This is a genomic window from Archangium sp. Cb G35 (assembly GCF_001896145.1).
Classification (GTDB): domain Bacteria; phylum Myxococcota; class Myxococcia; order Myxococcales; family Myxococcaceae; genus Archangium; species Archangium violaceum.
Window position 1 is genome coordinate 592,087 of sequence record NZ_MPOI01000007.1, and the last position, 19,733, is coordinate 611,819.

At 68.6% G+C, this 19,733-nt stretch carries 17 protein-coding genes; 10 read left to right on the forward strand and 7 right to left on the reverse strand.

The genetic code is table 11. From position 1 onward, the window contains the following. The first annotated feature begins 1 nt into the window (after position 1). The 3 genes from BO221_RS23960 (at position 2) to BO221_RS23970 (ending at position 4,914) form a co-directional block, all read left to right on the forward strand. On the forward strand, positions 2-526 hold the full coding sequence (locus tag BO221_RS23960; RefSeq protein ID WP_233166231.1) for a GNAT family N-acetyltransferase: 525 nt from the start codon (positions 2-4) through the stop codon (positions 524-526). Between the two features lie 64 nt (positions 527-590). Further along, the gene (locus tag BO221_RS23965; protein ID WP_073562784.1) at positions 591-3,188 is read left to right on the forward strand and encodes a DUF5916 domain-containing protein; all 2,598 of its coding nucleotides are present in this window, start codon (positions 591-593) and stop codon (positions 3,186-3,188) included. A 76-nt stretch (positions 3,189-3,264) separates the two neighbouring features. Then, positions 3,265-4,914: a carboxylesterase/lipase family protein gene (locus tag BO221_RS23970; RefSeq protein WP_073562785.1), complete on the forward strand. Its 1,650-nt coding sequence runs from the start codon at positions 3,265-3,267 to the stop codon at positions 4,912-4,914. A gap of 12 nt (positions 4,915-4,926) precedes the next feature. Here the strand turns inward: BO221_RS23970 and BO221_RS23975 are convergent, their stop codons facing one another. Next, positions 4,927-6,591 carry a glycosyltransferase family 39 protein gene (locus BO221_RS23975; RefSeq protein ID WP_073562786.1) on the reverse strand — a complete coding sequence of 555 codons (1,665 nt, stop codon included), beginning with the start codon at positions 6,589-6,591 and terminating at the stop codon, positions 4,927-4,929. Between the two features lie 149 nt (positions 6,592-6,740). Between BO221_RS23975 and BO221_RS23980 the strand changes: the two genes are divergently transcribed. Beyond that, positions 6,741-8,483, forward strand: coding sequence for a kelch repeat-containing protein (locus BO221_RS23980; RefSeq protein WP_083681303.1), 1,743 nt, complete (start codon positions 6,741-6,743; stop codon positions 8,481-8,483). Between the two features lie 82 nt (positions 8,484-8,565). Here the strand turns inward: BO221_RS23980 and BO221_RS23985 are convergent, their stop codons facing one another. Continuing rightward, complete coding sequence (locus BO221_RS23985) at positions 8,566-9,384, reverse strand: SDR family NAD(P)-dependent oxidoreductase (RefSeq protein ID WP_073562788.1); 819 nt, start codon at positions 9,382-9,384, stop codon at positions 8,566-8,568. A 90-nt stretch (positions 9,385-9,474) separates the two neighbouring features. Between BO221_RS23985 and BO221_RS23990 the strand changes: the two genes are divergently transcribed. Then, positions 9,475-9,846 carry a YccF domain-containing protein gene (locus BO221_RS23990; protein ID WP_073562789.1) on the forward strand — a complete coding sequence of 124 codons (372 nt, stop codon included), beginning with the start codon at positions 9,475-9,477 and terminating at the stop codon, positions 9,844-9,846. Between the two features lie 9 nt (positions 9,847-9,855). Here the strand turns inward: BO221_RS23990 and BO221_RS23995 are convergent, their stop codons facing one another. Both BO221_RS23995 and BO221_RS24000 read right to left on the reverse strand, forming a co-directional pair. After that, positions 9,856-10,452, reverse strand: a complete 597-nt coding sequence (locus BO221_RS23995) for a hypothetical protein (RefSeq protein WP_143195637.1) — start codon at positions 10,450-10,452, stop codon at positions 9,856-9,858. Between the two features lie 67 nt (positions 10,453-10,519). Next, on the reverse strand, positions 10,520-11,563 hold the full coding sequence (locus tag BO221_RS24000; RefSeq protein ID WP_073562791.1) for an alpha/beta hydrolase: 1,044 nt from the start codon (positions 11,561-11,563) through the stop codon (positions 10,520-10,522). A gap of 366 nt (positions 11,564-11,929) precedes the next feature. On the opposite strand from BO221_RS24000, the gene BO221_RS24005 reads away from it, so the two are divergent. From BO221_RS24005 to BO221_RS24015, 3 genes are all read left to right on the forward strand, one after another. After that, positions 11,930-13,036: a M35 family metallo-endopeptidase gene (locus BO221_RS24005; RefSeq protein ID WP_073562792.1), complete on the forward strand. Its 1,107-nt coding sequence runs from the start codon at positions 11,930-11,932 to the stop codon at positions 13,034-13,036. A 20-nt stretch (positions 13,037-13,056) separates the two neighbouring features. Next, positions 13,057-13,524 carry a MaoC family dehydratase gene (locus tag BO221_RS24010; protein WP_073562793.1) on the forward strand — a complete coding sequence of 156 codons (468 nt, stop codon included), beginning with the start codon at positions 13,057-13,059 and terminating at the stop codon, positions 13,522-13,524. Between the two features lie 135 nt (positions 13,525-13,659). Further along, positions 13,660-14,616 (forward strand): 2-deoxy-5-keto-D-gluconate 6-phosphate aldolase domain-containing protein, encoded by a 957-nt coding sequence (locus tag BO221_RS24015; protein WP_073562794.1) that lies wholly within the window; start codon positions 13,660-13,662, stop codon positions 14,614-14,616. Here the strand turns inward: BO221_RS24015 and BO221_RS24020 are convergent. Next, positions 14,589-15,437, reverse strand: a complete 849-nt coding sequence (locus tag BO221_RS24020) for an N-acetyltransferase (RefSeq protein WP_073562859.1) — start codon at positions 15,435-15,437, stop codon at positions 14,589-14,591. The two genes, BO221_RS24015 and BO221_RS24020, sit on opposite strands and share 28 nt — an antisense overlap. 107 nt (positions 15,438-15,544) lie before the next feature. Between BO221_RS24020 and BO221_RS24025 the strand changes: the two genes are divergently transcribed. Further along, the gene (locus BO221_RS24025; protein WP_073562795.1) at positions 15,545-16,375 is read left to right on the forward strand and encodes an FtsX-like permease family protein; all 831 of its coding nucleotides are present in this window, start codon (positions 15,545-15,547) and stop codon (positions 16,373-16,375) included. A 312-nt stretch (positions 16,376-16,687) separates the two neighbouring features. Here BO221_RS24025 and BO221_RS24030 read toward each other — a convergent pair whose 3' ends face one another. Further along, complete coding sequence (locus tag BO221_RS24030) at positions 16,688-17,806, reverse strand: polysaccharide deacetylase family protein (protein WP_073562796.1); 1,119 nt, start codon at positions 17,804-17,806, stop codon at positions 16,688-16,690. A gap of 168 nt (positions 17,807-17,974) precedes the next feature. Here BO221_RS24030 and BO221_RS24035 point away from each other — a divergent pair, with 168 nt between their 5' ends. Continuing rightward, positions 17,975-19,393 carry a B-box zinc finger protein gene (locus BO221_RS24035; RefSeq protein ID WP_073562860.1) on the forward strand — a complete coding sequence of 473 codons (1,419 nt, stop codon included), beginning with the start codon at positions 17,975-17,977 and terminating at the stop codon, positions 19,391-19,393. An 8-nt stretch (positions 19,394-19,401) separates the two neighbouring features. On the opposite strand, the gene BO221_RS24040 is transcribed toward BO221_RS24035, so the two are convergent. Next, positions 19,402-19,722, reverse strand: a complete 321-nt coding sequence (locus BO221_RS24040; protein WP_233166232.1) for a multidrug efflux SMR transporter — start codon at positions 19,720-19,722, stop codon at positions 19,402-19,404. Positions 19,723-19,733: the final 11 nt, after the last annotated feature.

A 19,733-nucleotide genomic window follows, 5' to 3' on the forward strand; every position in this document is an offset into this window, starting at 1 on the left:
CATGGCCATGCGTCAGGACTTCGAGCGAACGGCAACGGAGCGGCTCCTGCTCCGGCGCATCCAGGAAGGTGACCTGGACGCGGTGTTCGCCATCCACGCGGACCCGGAGACGAGCCGGTTCGATCCCTCCGGGCCCCTGCGCTCCATGGACGCCGCGCGCGAGCTGATGGCGCTGTGGCTGGGAGATTGGGCGCGCCACGGCGTGGGGTACTGGGTCGTGGAACGGCTCGACGCACCCGGGACGGTCGTGGGCTTCAGCGGCCTGCGCCACAAGCAGCTCCAGGGACAGCCGGTGCTCAACCTCGCCTACCGGTTCAGTCCCCGGTCATGGGGCTCGGGGTATGCGACGGAAGTGGCTCGCGTGGCCCTGGCACTGGCCCGGAAGCACATTCCCCACGTTCCCGTGGTGGCCATCATCGACCTGGAGAACGCACCCTCTCTCCGCGTGGCGGAGCGGCTCGGGATGAGGCGCGACCGGGTCATCGACCTCGAGGGTGCCGCGAACGCCGTGTATCTCGCGGAGTAGCGGGCTGGAGCCTGGTTGGCTGCCGTTCAGTTCAGGGAGGCCCTGATGCTACAAACAGGTCCGCATGTCGTCTCTCCCCCGCCTCCTGGTCTCGCTCGCTCGCTCCCTTGCCTGCATGACCCTGCTCCTCTCGCTGGCGACGGCCCGCGCCGAGCAGGCTCACAGCACCTTCGAGGCCATCCGCACCTCCGTCCCGCCCCAGCTCGACGGCCAGCTCGATGACGAGGTCTGGGCCACCGCGCCCAGCTACACGCGCTTCGTCCAGACCTTTCCCCAGGAAGGCGCCGAGCCCACCGAGCGCACCGAGGTGCGCGTCCTCTACGACGACCAGACGCTCTACGTCGGCATCATCAACTTCGACTCGCAGCCACAGCTCGTCAACCGCCAGCTCGGGCGCCGCGGCCAGCCTCCCGAGTCGGACATCGTCACGGTGTCCATCGACAGCGCGCATGATCGCCGCACCGCCTACGCATTCTCCGTGAACGCGGGTGGCACCCTCCGTGACACCCTCTACTTCGACGACAACAAGAGCTCGAATGACTGGGACGCCATCTGGGACGGGCGCGCCGCCCTCCGGCCCGATGGCTGGTCGGTGGAGCTCGCCATCCCCCTGCGCCTGCTCCGCTTCCCCAGCGCTCCCATCCAGGATTGGGGCTTCGCCGTCCGCCGGGAGATCGCCCGCAAGTCCGAGGTGATCGACTCCATCCTCATCCCCCGCAACGCCAACGCCTTCGTCTCGCGCTTCGGCAACCTCGTGGGCATGCAGGGACTCGAGCCCCACATGGACGTGGAGCTCACCCCCTACGTCGCCTCCCGCGCCAGCCGCCGGCCCCTGTCCTCGGATCCCTTCCTCCCCAGACCCCGCCTGTGGGAGCCGTCCGCGGATGTCGGACTCGACGTCAAACTCTCCCTCACCAGCCAGCTCGTCCTCAACGCCACCATCAACCCGGACTTCGGCCAGGTGGAGGCCGACGAGCTCATCCTCAACCTCTCCACCTTCGAGGCCTTCTTCCCGGAGAAGCGTCCCTTCTTCACCCAGGGCATGGACATCTTCCAGCCCGCGGGCGCGGAGATCAGCGACTCCTCGCAGATGCTCTTCTATTCGCGCCGCATCGGCCTGGACACACCCATCCTCGCCGCCACCAAGCTGACCGGTGCGATCACCCGCAACATCCAGATTGGTCTGCTGGATGCCGTGGTGATGGATGCCTCCCCGCCGAGCCGCGCCGATGAGGACCCGGGGCAGCCGGACTCCCGCTACCAGTTCCACCCCACCCGCCCCTTCCACTTCGCCCCCAACAGCGCGCTGCCGCGAGAGCCTGGCGTTCCCCAGAACTTCTTCATGGCCATCTCCCGCGCCACCGTGGCCCCCGGCTCCACCGTGGGGCTCTCCGCCGGTGCCGCCACGCCGCTCGGCCACCGCTGCGGCTCCGTGCTGCCCGAGGAGCCCGGACCACGCGACGACTGCCTCGTGGCCGGAGGCAACGCCGCCGCCCTCGACTGGAACCTCCGCACCCAGGACGGAAACTGGGTCTTCGTCGGACAGCTCGCCGGCTCCCAGGTCGTCGGTGGCCCCCAGGCCGGCCAGCTGCGCCGCGATGGCACCCTGCTGCGCCCGGGTGACACCGGCCTCGGCACGTACATGACGGCCGGCCTGCTCGGCGGCGATCCCCTGCGCTTCAGCGTCGGCTACGAGTACGCCTCTCCCAGGCTGGAGCTCAACGCCACCGGCTTCCAGACCACCCAGAACCAGCAGAGCGCCAAGGCCACCGTCGAGTTCGTCCGGCCCTCGGGCTGGGGCCCGCTCCACACCTTCTCCACCTCGCTCAACGCCTACCGGGACTGGACGACGGACTCGCGCGCCCTCCACGTCAACGATCAGCTCCTCCTCCTGACCGAGGCCACCCTCCCGGGCTTCCACGTCGCTGGCTTCAAGATCGGCGCGAAGTTCAACCGCCAGGACATCCGGGAGATCCCCCTCACCGGCATTCCCATCGAGCGGCCCGACTACCAGTACATCACCGCCTGGGGCGAGACGAACCGCAACCTGCCGCTCTCGCTGCGCCTGGATGCCTACGTCAACCGGCTCGTGGCCCCCGCCCCCACGCTCTCCAAGCACGGACAGGGCGCCACCCTCACCACCATCTGGCGGCCCCTGCCCAACCTCGAGACGCAGTTCATCGCGGACTTCTACGGCTTCATGGAGGGCCCCCGGTGGCTCGAAACCCTGCCGAACGGCCGCTACCTGTTCAGTGAGCAGGAGCCGCTCATCCTCTCCCTCACGCTGCGCCAGCTCCTGGTGCTGTCACCGCAGCTCACCCTCCAGCTCTACGCCCAGCTCTTCAGCGCCACCAACCGCTTCGGCCCCTTCTACGAGGCCACGCCCGGCGCGGATGGACGCGTGCACCTGGCGGACTTCCTCCCCACGGAGCCCGGCATGGACCCGAGCTACCACGAGGCCGCGCTCAACATGAACATGGTGCTGCGCTGGGAGTACTCGCCCGGCGCCACCCTCTTCCTCGTCTACTCGCGCGCCCAGCAGGAGCTGCCGCCGCAAGAGGGCAGCGCCGAGCTGTTCCACCTGGTGCTCCCCAATCGCCTCTTCGCGGGAGCGTCCACGGACACGCTGTTCGTCAAGTGGTCCCACGCCTGGGGGCTGTGAGCCGCACGCCCCACGCGTCGAGTTCGCCGTGGGCATCCGGCTTTCTGCTATGGCACGCCGCCAGGAGGAACGAACGATGCCATCTGGAATCAACGCCGTCGTACGCCGTCCGTCTGCCCTCATCGCCCTGCTCGCGCTCGTCCTGGCGGGTGGCTGCGTCCACAAGCCGATCGTCACCGAGAACAAGGGCCGCGAGCTGAAGAGCGAAGGTCCGGTCATCGCGGACACCGCGAACGGCCAGGTGCGCGGTGTCCTCTCCGAGGGCACCCGCGTCTTCAAGGGGATTCCGTACGGCGGGCCCACGTCGGGTAGGAACCGCTTCATGCCGCCGGTGAAGGCCGAGCCCTGGAACGGTGTCCGGGATGCCATCGAGTACGGCCCGCGCTGCGCCCAGCGCAGTGCCATCCGCACGGCGGTCGCGCGCGAGGTCGTGGCGGCGCTCGCCACGCCCGACACCCAGGCCATGAGCGAGGACTGTCTGGTCGTCAATGTCTGGACGCCTGGCGTGGCGGATGGCGGCAAGCGCCCCGTCATGGTCTGGCTGCACGGCGGGGGCTTCGTGGAAGGCTCCGGGTCCGCCGCCATGTATGACGGCACCGCGCTCTCCCGGCGCGGTGATGTCGTGGTGGTCACGCTCAACCACCGGCTCGGAGCGCTGGGCTACCTCTATACGGGCGCCGCCAACACTCCGTCGGGCAATGCCGGCATGCTCGACATCGTCGCGGCGCTCGAGTGGGTGCGCGACAACATCGCCTCTTTCGGCGGGGATCCGGGCAACGTCACCATCTTCGGCGAGTCGGGCGGCGGCATGAAGGTGACGAGCCTGCTCGCCATGCCCGCGGCGAAGGGGCTGTTCCACAAGGCCATCAGCCAGAGCGGTGCACTCGTGCGCGCGATGAAGCCGGAGGATGCGGCAACCCACGCCAGCGAGCTGATGGCCGAGCTCGAGCTCCAGCCTGGAGACCTCGAGGCATTGCAGAACCTCCCCGTGGAGAAGGTGTTCGATGCCCAGGTGGCCGTCATGAAGAAGGACCGGGGGACCTTCACCTTCAACTCGCCCTTCACGCCCGTGGCGGATGGGCAGGTCCTGCCCGGCAATCCGTTCGAGCCCTCGGCCCCCGCCGGCTCGGCCGGAGTGCCCCTGATGATTGGCACCAACAAGGACGAGATGACGCTGTTCCTCCACGGGAAGCTGGGAGCCATGCCCGACGGCATGGCACGCATGGGCCTGGGCCGGCTGGTGGGCGATGCGAAGGACCAGGTCTTCGATCACTACCGCCGCACCATGCCGGACGCCCCGGCGAAGGAACTGATCCTCGCCGCCGGCAGCGACCTGTTCCGGGCGCCGTCGCTGCTGACCGCCGAGCGCAAGGTGGCCCAGGCGGGCGCCCCCGTCTACGTGTACCTGTTCACCTGGGAGACGCCGATCCTCGAGGGCCAGCTCAAGTCCACCCACGCGCTCGAGATTCCCTTCGTGTTCGACAACGCCGACCTGGTTCCCTCCTTCACCGGCAAGGACCCCGAGCGCTTCAAGCTGTCCGAGCAGATGAGCGCGGCGTGGATCGCCTTCGCACGCAACGGCAACCCGAATCATCCCACCATTCCCACGTGGCCGGCCTACGACACCGAGCAGCGCCCCACCCTGATCTTCAACCTCACGTCCCGGGTCGAAAATGATCCGGGCCGCGAGGAGCGCCTGCTCTGGCGGGGCATCTTCACGAAGTAGGCGCGGCGCTCATCACTGGCCCACGCGGAATTCACGGGGCCTGGAGTTGTAGGCATCCAGGAGGGGCTCATACCGGATTCCAAACACCACGGTATGGGCCCCGTCCTCCAGCGCGGGCAATGGGAGGGAGGTCTTGAACTCCCGTTGGCCGCCCGGCGGGATGACGGCGTCCTCCGGAAAGACATCCAGCATCCCTCGATGGACCTCCTGGCCGTTCTTCCGGATGACGTAGAACAGCGTGGGCGCCTGGGGAAAGCCGCCTCGCTCGAAGCGGAGCGCCGTGTTCCTCGGATTGGAGACCGCGACGGTGAAGGCCACGGCGTCTCCACTCTTCACGGCGGGAGGGAACGCGACCTCCACCGGGGTGTCGTAATACGACGAGAACCCGGGTGCGAGGAGGTAATGGACTGTCTTGTCCATGCGCGTCCGCAGCTCCGTGCTCCCGGCGAAGGGGCGATCCTGGACGATGACCACCTCGCGTCCCTGCAGACCATCCTCGTAGTTCCACAGCTCGTACTGGGATTGGCGCCGCTCGCCGCTCTGCAGGGCCACACCCGTGTGCCCCGAGTAGAACGAATAGAGAGACGACTCGCGGAAGTTGTCCCCGAAGAGCACGGGCCTGTCACCGGCCACCTTCTCGATGTCTTCCGCCCACGACTTCCGGCCATGGTAGTAGTCCACGTTGATGTGGTTCACCGGGAAGATGCGGAACATCAAATACAGACGGAGCACCACGACGGCCAAGGCCAGCGGCAGCACCAGGAATTGAAAGAGTTTCCTCCGCTTCTCCTCCTCGTAGAACCGCGAGGCGAGCAGCAGGAGTGGAAAGAGGGCAATGGACGTCCAGTGGAAGTGGACGAATGCCTTCAGGGCCGTGAAGAGGAAGAAGCCGAAGGTGCCCACGCAGATGAGCTGCAAGGCCCTCTCGAACCGGTCCTGTGTCCTGACTGCGAAAGGAATGAAGATCAGCCCGGGCCCGATCGCCGGGAGCTGCTGGCCGAGGTACTCGAGCAGATACCGGGTGGTGAAAGCGGTGGTGCGGCCCTTCAGGTGGAACTGGAACGTCGGGAACTGGTGCGCGTACTGCCAGCCCAGGTGGGGCAGGAACAACACCAGGGCCAGCACCATGGACAGCCAGAAGCGCGGAGAGCGCAGGAGCCGGAGGTTGGAGAGCACCGTGAAGCCAACCACCAGGACGCCGTGGTACTTCGAGTACAGCATCAAGGCGGTGGAGCCCCCCATCAACAGCACCGCGGACAGGTCCTCCTTCTCCAGGAACCGCTTGTAGCCGATGAGGAACAGCACCAGGAAGAAGAGGAGCGGCCCGTCCGGGAAGATGATGAACGCCAGGTAGTTCAGCAGCGGCAGGGACAGCACCATCAGATAGATGAGGGTGTCCCGCCCCGGCCGCTCCCGAGGCACCAGCTCGAACAGCAGCAGCACGCTCAGGGCATTCAGAATCACATTCACCAGGCGTACGCCCAACTCGTTCGGAAAGAGCGAGTACCCGAGCCGCACCATCAGCGCGATGAAGGGGGGATGGTCGTAATAGCCCCACTCCAGGGAGCGCGAGTAGAGCCAGTAGTACGCCTCGTCACTGGTCAGCTCCGTGAACGCGGCCTGCACGAGATTCAGCACCAGCCAGAAGATGAAGAAGTGCAGGGGCCTGATTTTCATCGGGTGTCCGTCTACCCCCCGCACCGCCTACGCGGCAAGCGTTCCCAAGCGGATCGCGTGTCAGGCCCGCGCGGTATGAGCGTCAGCGCAGTGCTGTCTAGCGCTGTCCAACACGCGGCCCCCACCCGGGCCGCCGAGGGGGAACAACAATGAAAATGAATCTACTGGGTGCGGCTCTGATCGGGGGCCTGCTGGGCTCGTCGTCCGTGCAGGCGGAGACGACGCTCTTCTCCGAGGACTTCTCCACCAACCCGGCCACCAACGGGAAGTGGACCGTGGTGCAGAGCGACGTGCCGAACACGCTCCACGACGCCACCAGCCAGTCCTTCTACATGACCCGGGTGGGCGGCTACACGGGCGGCGGCATCTACATGATGGCCAATACCCCGCTCAAGACGCGCAAGTGGGAGGCCTCGTTCCGTTATCGCATCGGCGGCCGGTACCAGGGCGGCGCGGACGGGCTCGCCTTCATGTTCTACAAGAAGGGCGGGTACAGGCCCGCGGGCGGCGGCTTCCTCGGCTTCAACCCCGCCTACGCGAACCAGCCCGGCTACGGCGTCATCATCGACAACTACTTCAACGCGAGCTGGGATCCCTCGGCCAGCTTCATCGGGCTGATCAAGGACAACGCCCACACGTTCTCGGGCAAGCTCGCCTACGTCAATGACTCCCGCACCGAGGACGCCGTGTGGCACACCATGAAGGTGCGCTTCGTGGACGGCGAGGTGTCCGTGCACCTCGACGGCGGGCTGCTCTTCACGCACAAGCTGACCGCGCCGGATTACTCGTACGAGGGCGTCGGGTTCTCCGCGGGCATCGGCGCCGACCAGAACTACCACCAGATCGACGACTTCGTCCTGACGGACCTCGAGCTCCCCGCGCCTCCCGCGTGGAGCGCCACCGGCAGGATGAACCTCGAGCACGGGCTCCACACGGCCACGCGGCTGTCCGGGGGCAAGGTGCTCGTCGTGGGTGGTTTCAACAGCGCGGCCGAGGTGTATGACCCGGCCACCGGCTCGTGGAGCTTCACGGGCCCGGCGTCCATGTCGCGCCTGCTGCCCACCGCCACCGCTCTGAAGGACGGACGGGTGCTCCTCACCGGCGGAGAGAACGACGCGCGCTCGCTGGAGTCGGCCGAGCTGTACAACCCGGCCACCGGCTCGTGGAGCCCCACGGCCTCGCTGAGCATCGGCCGCAAGGATCACTCCGCCACCCTGCTGAGTGATGGGCGGGTGCTCGTCACCGGCGGATACAGCGAGCACTCGGGCACGCTCTCCTCGGCCGAGGTGTATGACCCCGCCACCGGCACGTGGAAGCCCGTGGGCTTCATGAACCAAGCCCGCAGCCAGCACAAGGCCGTGTCCCTGTCCGGGGGCAAGGTGCTCGTCATGGGAGGCCTGGATGCCAGTGGTCTGCCGCTGGCCAGCGCCGAGGTGTATGACCCGGCCACCGGCGCGTGGACGCGCACCGGGAGCCTGGGCACGGGCCGCCGGTACCACTCCGCCACGGCCCTGAAGAATGGTCAGGTGCTCGTCGCGGGTGGCTACGACGCGAACGCCGCCACCCTCGCCTCGGCCGAGCTGTACAACCCGGCCACCGGCGTGTGGAGCACCACCGCGCAGTTGGGCAAGGGCCGCCGCTACCACACCGCCACCCTGCTGAATGATGGCAAGGTGCTGCTCGCCGGCGGTTACAGCGACTGGTACGGCATCCTCGCCTCGGCCGAGCTGTATGACCCGGCCACCGGCACCTTCGCCGGCACGGCCAGTCTGGGCCTGGTGCGCTACGACCACACGTCCACGCTGCTGGAGGATGGCCGTGTGCTGACCGTGGGCGGCTTCAGCACGGGCGATCAGGCCTCCGCGGAGCTGTTCGGACCCGGCAGCAAGTAACTGGAGTCCAGGCAGTCATGAGGGCCCGGTGCTCCGTCTCCCAGACGGGTGCATCGGGCCCTCGGCCTTTGACGGACGGGCTTCAGCCCACCTTGGGGCTGGTGATGCCCAGCGTGTCCGCGTAGCTGTGGATTCCGCGGATGTGATTGCCACCATCCACGGCGATGGTCTCGCCGGTGACCCACGACGAGAGGTCGCTGACGAGGAACGACACCACCTTCGCCACGTCATCCGGCTCGCCGCACACCTTGCCGAGCGGCGTACGGTCGAGGAACTCCTTCTTCATGGCCTCGGTCATCAGCCCGGCCCCCTCGGAGAGGGGCGTGCGGATGACGCCCGGCGCGACGATGTTGACCCGGATGCCGTACCGCCCCAGCTCCGAGGCCGCGACCTTGGTGAGGTTCGCGAGCCCCGCCTTGGAGGCGCAGTAGTGGGCGAGCCCGTCCGTCACGTCCGTCTGGTTCAGCGAGGAGATGTTGACGATGGACCCGGGCTGCTTCGCGTCCACGAGCGCCCGCCCCAGGGCCTTGATGAAGAGGAAGGGCCCCTTGAGGTTGATGTCCAGGACGTGCTCGAAGTCCTGCTCCGGCATGTCGATGATCGGGGAGAGCGTGGCCGTCCCGGCGTTGTTCACGAGGATGCCCGGCAGGCCGAACTCCTTCGTGGCGGTCTCGATGGCCCGGGACACGTCCGCGGCCCGGACCACATCTCCCGTGAAGGGCACGGCCCGCGCGCGCCCCTCCATCGTCCGGTTGAGTTCCTCGGCGGCGGCCTCCACCTTCTCCCGGGTCCGTCCGAAGAGGAGCACATTGGCTCCGTCCCGCATGAGACGCGCGGCGATCCCCAGCCCGATTCCCTGCCCCGCTCCCGTCACGATGGCACTGCTCGATACCAGCTTCATCCCGGCTCCTTGTGTTCTCAGGATTCCCGGACGCTACACACCTGTGAGGAAGGGCGGCAAGGAGCGAGCCCGAGGCGTTAAGCTCCCGCCATGCGATTGCTCTTGAACGTCCTGTGGATCGTCCTCGGTGGGTGGGTCATCTGGCTCGAGTACATGATCGGCGGCCTGCTGCTGTGCCTCACCATCGTGGGCATTCCCTTTGGTGTGCAGTGCTTCAAGATGGCCGGGCTGGGCCTGCTGCCGTTCGGCAAGGACATCGTCGACGCGCCGGGCACCAGCGCCATCGGCTGCATCCTGAACGTCTTCTGGATCGTGGTCGCGGGGATATGGATCTTCGTGACCCACATCGGGCTCGCGCTGGGGCTCGCCGTGACGATCATCGGCATCCCCTTCGCCATCCAGCACGTGAAGCTCGCGATGCTCGCGCTCGCCCCCTTCGGGAAGCTCGTGCGCGAGACGTGAGCGCGGGCGTCAGAAGGCCACGCCGAAGGCCAGGCGGGGCGTGGGGATGATCTGCACCCGCAGCGCCCCCTCCCCTTGCGCCTCGAGGTCCGGTATCGAGCGGTACTGGGCCGAGAAGCCCGCCGCGAGCGTGAAGCGGTTGAACAGCACCAGCGTCCAGCCCACCGTCCCGCCCAGGCCCACCCCCACGCCCCTGCGCCGCACGCCGTTCTCCGAGCGGAGCTGATAGACCGCGCTGAACTCGGGCCCGAAGTAGATGCCGCTCGGAGCATTGCCGAGCACGAAGAGCCGGATGCCCAGCGTGCCCGCCAGCGACAACGTCCACGCCTCCGGCGTGCGGCCATAAGCGAACTCCGGCGCCACGTAGATCGACAGCGGCTTGCCGAAAGCCCGCTCGTACTCGACTCCCAGCTGCGAGTGCTGCAGCGCCAGCGGATTGATGGTGAAGGTGTTCCGGGCGCCCAGATCCTCCTCGGGAGGCGGCTTCGGCTTGCCCAGCTTCGAGAACCAGTCCTGCACCTTGGTGATGACGTCGTCCTCCGCCAGGGCCCTCCCGGGAAAGAGGACACACAACGAGAGCAGGAGGATCAGCGCGGCGCGGGGCATGTGAGAGCTCGGGATGAGGGGGACGCCATCTTCGAGCACCCGTGGGGGATGCCTCAAGCACGGAGCGTCACCGGTTCGCGTCCCGCTCCCTCTCCAGAAGCCACGCGGCGATGGCCTTCTCACACGCCTCGTGCCGGTCCAGGAAGGCGAAGTGGCCGCTGTCGAGCTCCACGTAGGTGGCGAGGCTCCCCGCCCGTCGAGCGGCTTCACGCATCAGCCTCGCGGGCATCATGGAGTCGTGCTTCCCCTCGACGAGCAGCACGGGCACGCGCGGTGGCGGCACCTTCGTCGAAGCCCCGGAGATCAACAGGAGCCCCCGAAGCTCCAACCCGGGATGCGCGGCCCGGCCCACGAGCACGCTCGCGCCCACTCCCCCGTTGGACAGCCCTCCGAGGTACACCCGCTTGACGCCACGCCGCGCGAGCCAGGCGAAGGTGCGCTCCAGGGTCTCCTCTCCCCGGCGCGACCACCAGTCGCCCATCGGGCCCACCGAGGGACACACGGTGAGCGCGGAGATGGCCTGGACCGCTCGCGCCATCTGCCAGCAGTACACGGCGAAGTTGCCGGCATAGCCGTGCAGGAACACCACGGCGGTCTCGGGAGCGGCGTCGCGCCCGGCGGGGATGGTGACGGTATCGAAGGACTCGGGGGACTGGAGCCCGAGCCACGTCGCGACCGCGGGCGTGGCGCTCAATCCCTCGGCCTCCCGCATCCGTGAGAAGGCCGACTCGAGGGCCGGGACGAATTCACGCGCGTCCTCACGGGGCAGCCGGCCCGACAGCAGGAGCGCATGGGCCGCGAGCAGCGTTCCATCCCGCTCATCGACGAGCCGGTTCACGAGCCGCCAGCCCTCGTCCGGCAGACGCACCGTGTGCAGGCCGCGCCCATCCGCGAGGGCGAGCCGCGCACCCGCGACGAGCACCAGCAGGCCGAGCCCCGCCCGGGTCAGGCCACGCCACCTCCGCCAGCGTTTCGTGAGCAGCCCGGCCGAGAGGACCGCGCCCCCCACGGCATAGGCCTGGCCCGACACGGTCGCCCCCACGGAGATGGCCGCCACGAGCAACAGGGCAGCGACAGGGGCACTCACGAGGCCGAGGAGGAAGACGAACATGCGCCCAGTGTGGAGCGCGGCACGTCACCAGGGAGCCCCACCCCGCTGAACGGCTCCAGGAAGACGGCCGCCGGTCGGGCCGCGCTCCCGAGAGGCCCCGGCTGTACCAGATGACCCCATCGATCTCGCATCGTGTCCGATTCTGGGACACCCACCAGCCCGCTCCCAACGGCTCGGGGTTGCTGGGAAATCGTCACGCGCTCGTAATGACTCTTTACGTTCCGGAAGGCTGGACGCTGGAGCCCCGATGCTCCATCACGGCGCCGGGAACACTGCAACCTCGCATTCTCACAAAGGACGAATCCCTGGCCCGGGCCTTGCTCATCACACGGCTCGCCTCATCCCCCAGCAAAGGAAGCGAGTCCTATGAGCAAGAACCTTCGTGGCAATTTCAAGTGGATGGCTGTCGTGGGTGCGTCTCTTCTCGGCGCCTGCGGCGTGCCGGGGGACGAGACCACGGTGAATGGAGAGGGACTCGCCCAGGGCGCGCAGGAGCTCGCCGCCCGGGACGTTTCGGTGCGGCTGTCCGCGAACAAGGCCGCCTTCGGCGCCGGCGAGACGGCCTCGGTGACGCTCACCCTCACCAACGACTCGCGCCACCCGGTGAAGCTGCTCAAGTGGTACACGCCCGCCGAGGGCCTCGAGGAGTCGCTCCTCCAGGTGAAGCTCAACGGCGAGGACGTGGAGTTCACCGGCCCGCACTACAAGCGCCAGGCCGCCTCCGAGAAGGACTTCCTCACCCTGGCCCCCGGCGAGAGCCTGAGCCGCACGCTGGACCTCGGCGAGGTGTATGACCTGTCGCGCACCGGCAGCTACTCCGTGCGCTTCGAGGTGGCCACGGAGAAGCTCCACGGCAACAGCGCCAAGGCCGGCCTGCTCAAGTCCAACGACATGACCGTGTGGATCGAGGGCCGCTCCGCCGCCGCCGCCAAGCCCACCGACCCCCCCACGACGATTGGCAGCATCACGTTCAGCGGCCGCTGCTCCACCACGCAGCAGACCACCCTCCTGGATGCGATCAACGCGGCCAGCGCCATGGCCAATGACTCGTCGTCCTACCTCAACGGCTCGCCCTCGGGCACGCCGCGCTACACCACCTGGTTCGGCGCCTTCTCCAGCAGCGGCTGGACCACCGCGAAGACCCACTTCGCCGCCATCAAGGACGCCTTCGACACCAAGCCGATCACCGTCGATTGCAGCTGCAAGAAGAGCTACTACGCCTACGTCTACCCGAACCAGCCGTACAAGATCTACGTGTGCAGCGCCTTCTGGTCCGCGCCGATGACGGGCACCGACTCCAAGGGCGGCACCCTCATCCACGAGATGAGCCACTTCACGGCGGTGGCCGGCACGGATGACCACGTCTACGGGCAGAGCGGCGCCAAGAGCCTGGCGATCTCCAACCCCACCAACGCGCTCAACAACGCGGACAACCACGAGTACTTCGCCGAGAACACGCCCTACCTGCAGTAGTCCCGTGGTATGGGCAGCCCATGCCCAATACGACGATCATCGACGGCCTGGACGGACTGCGTGCCCTGGCCGGACAGAAGCTCGGGGCCTCCGAATGGAAGCAGCTGGCGTACGAGGACATCGTACGCTTCGCGGAGGCCACCGGGGATTTCCAGTGGATCCACCTGGATCGTGAGCGGTGCGCGCGGGAGTCACCCTTCGGCGTGCCCATCGCCCATGGCTACTTCAGCGTCTCGCGCATCGCCGGGCTGTTCTTCGAGATCGTCGACATCCGGGGTTTCGCCCTGGTGCTCAACTACGGCCTCAACAAGGTCCGCTTCCCCGCTCCCCTCAAGACTGGCGCCCGCTACCGGCTGAGCCTCGAGCTCAAGGAGCTCAAGGACATTCCCAAGGGCGTCGAGGCCCTGATGCTCGCCACCATCGAGGTGGAGGGCGAGTCCAAGCCGGCGTGCGCCGCGGAAGCGCTCTACCGGTTCATGACCGCGTGAGCCGCGGTGGCCTGCTCGTGGAGCATGCAGGCCACCCTGTCCCTTGGGCCGTTGCAGTCCTGGGCTGCCCGCCTGCGGGGCCCGGCCTCACTTTTGGTGGCAGGAGTTCTCTCCGCCCAAAGCAGGCCCTCGCTCATGTCGACGCTCTCTCCACCGTCCCTCTCCCGTTTGTATCTGCTCGCCTTCGATCACCGGAGTTCTTTCGAGCACTCGCTCCTCGGCCTGTCTGGTCCCCCCACGGACGACGAAGCGGAGGCCATCCGCCGGATGAAGTTGCTCATCTACACCGGCTTCCTGCTGGCCCTCCGCCAGGGAGGACGGCGCGACGGCAGTGGCATCCTGGTGGACGAGCACTACGCGACCCACGTGGCGACCCACGTGCTCGAGGACGGGCCCCTCCTGGCCCTGTCCGTGGAGAAGAACGGGCAGGACGAGTTCGACTTCGAATACGGACAGGACTTCGGCGCGCACGTGGAGACCTTCGACCCGGCCTTCACCAAGGTGATGGTGCGCTACAACCCCGAGGGAGACCCCGAGCGGAATGCCCGGCAGCGGGAGCGGCTCGCCCACCTGACGGACTGGTTGCAGCAGCGCGGACGCCGCTTCCTCTTCGAGCTGCGGGTGCCACCCACGGAGGCCCAGCTCGAGGCCCTCGGAGGAGACCTGGAGCGCTATGACGCCGAGCTGCGGCCCTCGCTCCTGGTGCGGGCGATGGAGGAGTTGCAGAACGGTGGTGTGGAGCCGGACGTGTGGAAGCTCGAGGGCCTGGAACGGCCGGAGGACGGCGAGAACGTGGCCCGGCAGGCCCGCGCGGGAGGACGGGAGCACGTGTCGTGCATCGTGCTCGACCACCGCACGGGCTGGAAACGGCTGGAGCGCTGGCTGCATGTGGCCGGCTCCACTCCGGGCTTCATCGGCTTCTCGCTCGGCCAGACGATCTGGTGGAACCCCCTCCGGGCCCTGCAGGAGGGACGGAGCACCGCGGCCGAGGCGGCACAGCGGATCTCCGAGAACTACCAGCGTGCGCTCCTCACCTGGGAAAAGGCGGCGCTCCGTGCCCCGCTTCAGCGGATGGAGGCCTCACCCGCCTGAAGCCCATGGGCCATTTCCAGCTGGGTGAGCGCCTGCCGCCGCAGACCATTGGCGGAGAAGAAGGCGGCGCCCAGCTGCTCGGGAAGGATGACTTGAGTTCTCCAGCGGCGGCCCGGCAGCCGGGCCGCGAGCGCCCGCAGGAGGCGGCTCCCCTCGCCTCGCCTGCGCTGGTCTCCGGCCACCACCAGGGAGCGAATCATCACGTCCTGGGGCCCGGCCTCGAGAATCACGGCCACGGCGGCCCCCAAACGGAAGGCCCGCGCGGGAGCCGTGAGCCCTGCCAGGGTCTCCGGCGCGAGCTGCCAGGGAAGCCCGGGCTCGCCATCCCGTAGAACCGCCGCCAGCGCGGTGGACAGGGGAATCTCCTCCAGGGGCGCGGCGTGCTCCGGAAGCGTCCCTTCCCACCCCACGAGCCGGCGGCGGACCTGGAAGCCCTCGCGCTCGTAGAGAGCCACCGCGGGGGCGTTGCTCTCGATGACCTCCAGCAGCATCGAGCGATCTCCCCGGCCCCGCGCCTCGTCGAGCAGCCTGTGCACCAGCGCACGGCCCACCCCGGTGCGCCTCGACCCGGGCACGATGGCCATGGCGGCCACCCGGCTCGTGTCTCCCCGGCGGGCCACGAGCGCCAGCGCCTCCACCCGGCCCTCGCGCACCACCACCAGACTGTCGGTGAGGTGCACGTGCTCGGTGCGCACCCGCTGCTCGAAGGCCCGCACATCCCCGGAGATGGGCACCACATACCCGGCGAAGCAGGCCGCGAAGCCCTCGGCGAGCCTGTCGAGTGGAACGGAGAGCGCGGGGGAGATCTCGGGAGCGGACATGCCCGCCATCATAATTCCCGGCAATCGTCCCGGCGAAAGAACGTAGGGCAGCCAGCCGGGAGGGGCCCCCATGTCCACGCTGCTCGAAGGAGTCCTTCATCTGGAAGGTGGAGGAGCGGCTCCGCGCCCTGCCCGGCGTCCAGACCGTGGGTTTCGCCACCACCCTTCCCTTCGAGGACGGCTCCGACATGGGCTTCACCATCGAGGGCCGCGACCCGGGGCCCGGTGGCAAGGACGCCGAGGGGGACGCGGACTACCGGCCGGTGACGGCCGGCTACTTCCAGGCGCTGAAGATCGGGCTGGTGCGCGGGCGGCTGCTGACCGGCGCGGATCGCCATGGGAGCGCGCCGGTGGTGGTCATCAACGAGACCGCCGCGCGCCGCTACTGGCCCGGGCAGGATCCACTCGGGCAGCGCATCACCATTGGCAAGGAGCTCGCCCAACTGGGTGACACCGCGCCGCGGGAGATCCAGGCGGTGGACTCGCTGCAGCCGGTGACGCACGTCCAGCCGATGGAGGAGATCCTCTCGCGCTCGCTCGGCTCGCAGCGCTTCAACATGACGCTGCTGGGACTGATGGCGGGCCTCGCGCTCGTGCTGGCCGCCGTGGGCATCTACGGCGTGCTGTCCTACCTGGTGAACCAGCGCACCCGGGAGCTCGGCGTGCGCCTGGCGCTGGGCGCGACGCGCGGCGAGGTGGTGCGGCTCATCCTCCGCCAGGGGCTGTCTCCGGTGGGCCTGGGCCTGGCGCTGGGCGTGGCGGGCGCCGCCGGCCTCACGCGGCTGATCTCCAGTCTGCTGTACGGTGTGGAGGCATTGGATGTCTCCGTGTTCCTGCTGGCGCCGGTGGGGCTCGTCGGCGTGGCGCTGGTGGCCATGTGGCTGCCGGCACGCCGGGCCTCCCGCGTGGACCCCATGGTGGCGCTGCGGTACGACTGAGCCCCTGGGAGACGAGGTGCTTCCCTGGCCGCTCCACGGGCGGAAGCGCGCGAGCCCCGGACTCCCACGGGTGGGAAAAGGACGGTGGAAGAGAACCGCGACACCGTGGTGTTGAAGAGGGCGAAGTGGCCGTGATCCGAAGGATGCTGCACTCGGCGTACATGTGCGAAGCATCGACATGGCGCCTGGGGCCGCGAAGCCCAAGGGCTGTCGATTCGAATCAACTTTGAAGGTGCATGCACCACCGCAAGCACGGGACTTCCACGAGGGGGGCGGCAACGCCCCCCTTCGTCGTTTCCAGCACCGGTGCTTCTACTCCGAGCGGCAGTCCACCCAGCTCACGCCCGAGCCGCGCGTCTCGTTCCAGATGCGAGGGAGGGCGCTGGCGGCCTTCGGGTGGATGTCATGGAAGAGGATGATGCCGTGCCGCCACAGCAGCATGAGCGACAGCACGCGCCCGGCGGCCTTGGTGCCCGAGTTGCTCGCGTGCCAGTCCTGCGAGTCGATGTTCCACAGCATGTTCTTCATTCCGCCGCGATCCAGCGCCTGGAGGATGCCCGGATTGCGCTGGCCGTAGGGCGGGCGGAACAGCGTCAGCTTCGTCTGGCCCTCCGGCAGGGTCTCCGCGAGCTTGGAATGGAAGGACTCCATGCCCGCCACCGCGCCGGCCCACGAGGCGTGGGAGCGGTGCTCCTGGCCGTGCGAGCCGACGCACATGCCCGCGTAGAGCGCCCGGAGTTGCTCCACCGAAGTGGCCTTGCGGCGGGCCTCGTAGTTGTTGCCGAGCAGGAAGAAGGCGGCGTGGATGCCCTGGGCACGCAGCTGCTCGGCGAGCGCGTCCGTGCCGCCGCCCTTGGGCGTGGGGCCGTCATCGAAGGTGAGCAGGAAGCTCCGGTCCGGCATCTCCAGGCCGAACTGCTCGGAGGGCGACAGGGGGAGGATCTCACTCGTCACCTTGGGGAAGAGCCCCGCCAGGCGGACCAGCTCGGCGACATAGCCCTGGTGGAAGGGCTTCTGCTCGGCGTACCAGGGCGCCAGCTCCGCCGGCAGCTTCGCGAGCCCCGCCCGCGAGGTGGCGACCATGGCCTCCCAGTCCTTGGGCACCGCGCCCTCGCAGAAGAGCGCCCCGGCGGCACACGTCTCCCGGGCCTTGGCGAAGTTGGTCACCACCACCTGCCGCATCCGCTCCTTCCACTTCGACAGGGACGCCGCGTCGCCCGTGGCGTCGCCGCGGGCATCGGTGTCCGCCATGGCCTCGGTGAACACGGCGAGCTCCGCGCGGGAGGCCACGTCGAAGGCCTGGGGACTCGTCATGGGCCAGGGCCATTGGGAGCGCTCGGTGAGCGACACCTTGAGGCCCGCCGCGTGGGCGGAAGGGGCAACCAGGACGGAACACAGCAGAGCGGTCAGGAAGCGAAACGGGCGGTACATGGAATCCTCTCCTCGTGAGGAGGAATAGCACGCGACGTGCCAGCCCCTGTAGGGCGCGCGCCCCTCTGGAATGAGGTGGGCTGGCCGCGTCCCGGGCCTGGTGGGAGGAGGAAGCGTGGCCGGGCGGCCACATCGGGTAGAGTGCACGTCCCTTCTCCGATTCCCACCATGCCCGCGCCCTCCGAGAACTCCTACTGCCAGTACCACCCCCGAGCCGCCGCCGGGTGGTTCTGCCCGGCCTGTGACGCGAAGCTGTGCCCCGACTGCGCCGTGGTCGAATCAGTGGCCTCCACCGACCTGCTCTCCTGTGCCCGGTGTGGCGGAGCGGTGGAAGAGTGGAAGGTGCACCGCTCGCACACTCCCGTCACCCGGCGGCTCCTGGAAGCGTGGCTGTACCCGCTGAAGAAGTCGGGGCTGATGGCCCTGCTCGCCGTCGGTGCGGTGGTGGCGTTGTCCCGAGGGGTCGCCGGCATCCTGCCTTTCCTGGTTGGGCTCATCCCGCTCGCGATCTGGCTGGGCAGCTTCTGGGGCTCGCTCTTCTGGATCGTCCGCAGCACCGCGATGGGTGCCGAGCACTTCACCGCGCCCGACTTCCACGACTTCCATCATGATCTGGTGCGCCCCGCCATCCGCGGCACGGTGGCCACCGCGCTGATCTGGGTCCCCGCCATCCTCTTCTCCTTGCTCGTCGAGGACCTGGACCTTCCGGACGCCCTGTTCTGGGTGGTGGTGGTGCTCGCCAGTGCTCTCTACGCCCCCATGGCCCTGATCATCGCGGCCACCGGGGAGAGCACGCTGTCCCTGCTCAACCCCTTCAAGGTCATCGGCATCAGCAAGCGCCTGGGCTCGGGCTACCTGACGGTCGCGGCCTGGATGGTGCCACTCGCCGTGGTGCACGGGGTGTTGATGCTCGTGGCCGCGCAGGTCTACTCGCTGAGCATCCCCCTCGTGGCCTCGGTGCTGGCGGAGGCCATCTCCCTCTATGTCCCGTTCGTGATGGCCCGCATGCTCGGGCTGCTGCTGTACGTGCATGGGGACCGGGTGGGCTACGGAATCGAGTCGGAGTTCTACGAGCCGGCGCTGCCCGGCGTGAAGCCTCGGGGGAAGAAGCGCGCCGCGCGGGTGCCCGCCCAGGCGCAGCCCGAGGCCCAGCAACCGGCGCCCCGCCCGCGCTTCATCGAGCTGGAGCCGGAACCGGCGCCCCGCCCCGCGGCCGTGCCGGAGCCGGAGCCGCTCGAGGTCCAGGTGGTGAAGGCGGTGGAGACGAACGCGCTGGACCGGGCCCTCGAGCTGTACCGGCGGCTCCCCGAGAACCTGGCGTCGCTGCCCGCCGCCAGCCATGTGGCGGTGGGACAGAAGGCGGCGGCGGCGGGCGACTACCCGTTGGCCATCCGAGCCCTGAAGCAGGTGGCCCAGCTCTCTCCGGAGGATCCGCTCGCGCCCAAGGCGTGTGTCATCCTGGCGCGCCTGTATGGGGAGCGGCTCGGAGACGCGGCGAGCGCGCAGAAGCTCTACCGGCACGTGGTGGGCCGCTACCCGGGGACGGACGCGGCACGGTTCGCGCAGTCCCGGCTGACGGCGGCGTGAGCCCGGAGCTACCACCGCAGCAGCGCCACCCCGGCGAGGATGAGCGCGACCGCCAGCACGCGCATGGACGAGAAGCTCTCGTGGAAGAACGCGATGCTGAAGACGAGCGTCAGGGCCGCTTCCAGGCCCAGCACCGCGATGTACATGACCCCCAGCTCGCCCCCACGCATCGCGAAGGCCAGGACGACGGCTCCGACCAGGAACAGGGCGAGGAAGGCCAGGGTCGGGAGCAGCCGGGACGCCCCTTCCGAGAGTTTCATGAAGATCCCCCCGCCCGCGAAGCAGACGGACGAGAGGACCAGCAACACCAGCTCCTTCCAGGACACCATCAGGACTCCCC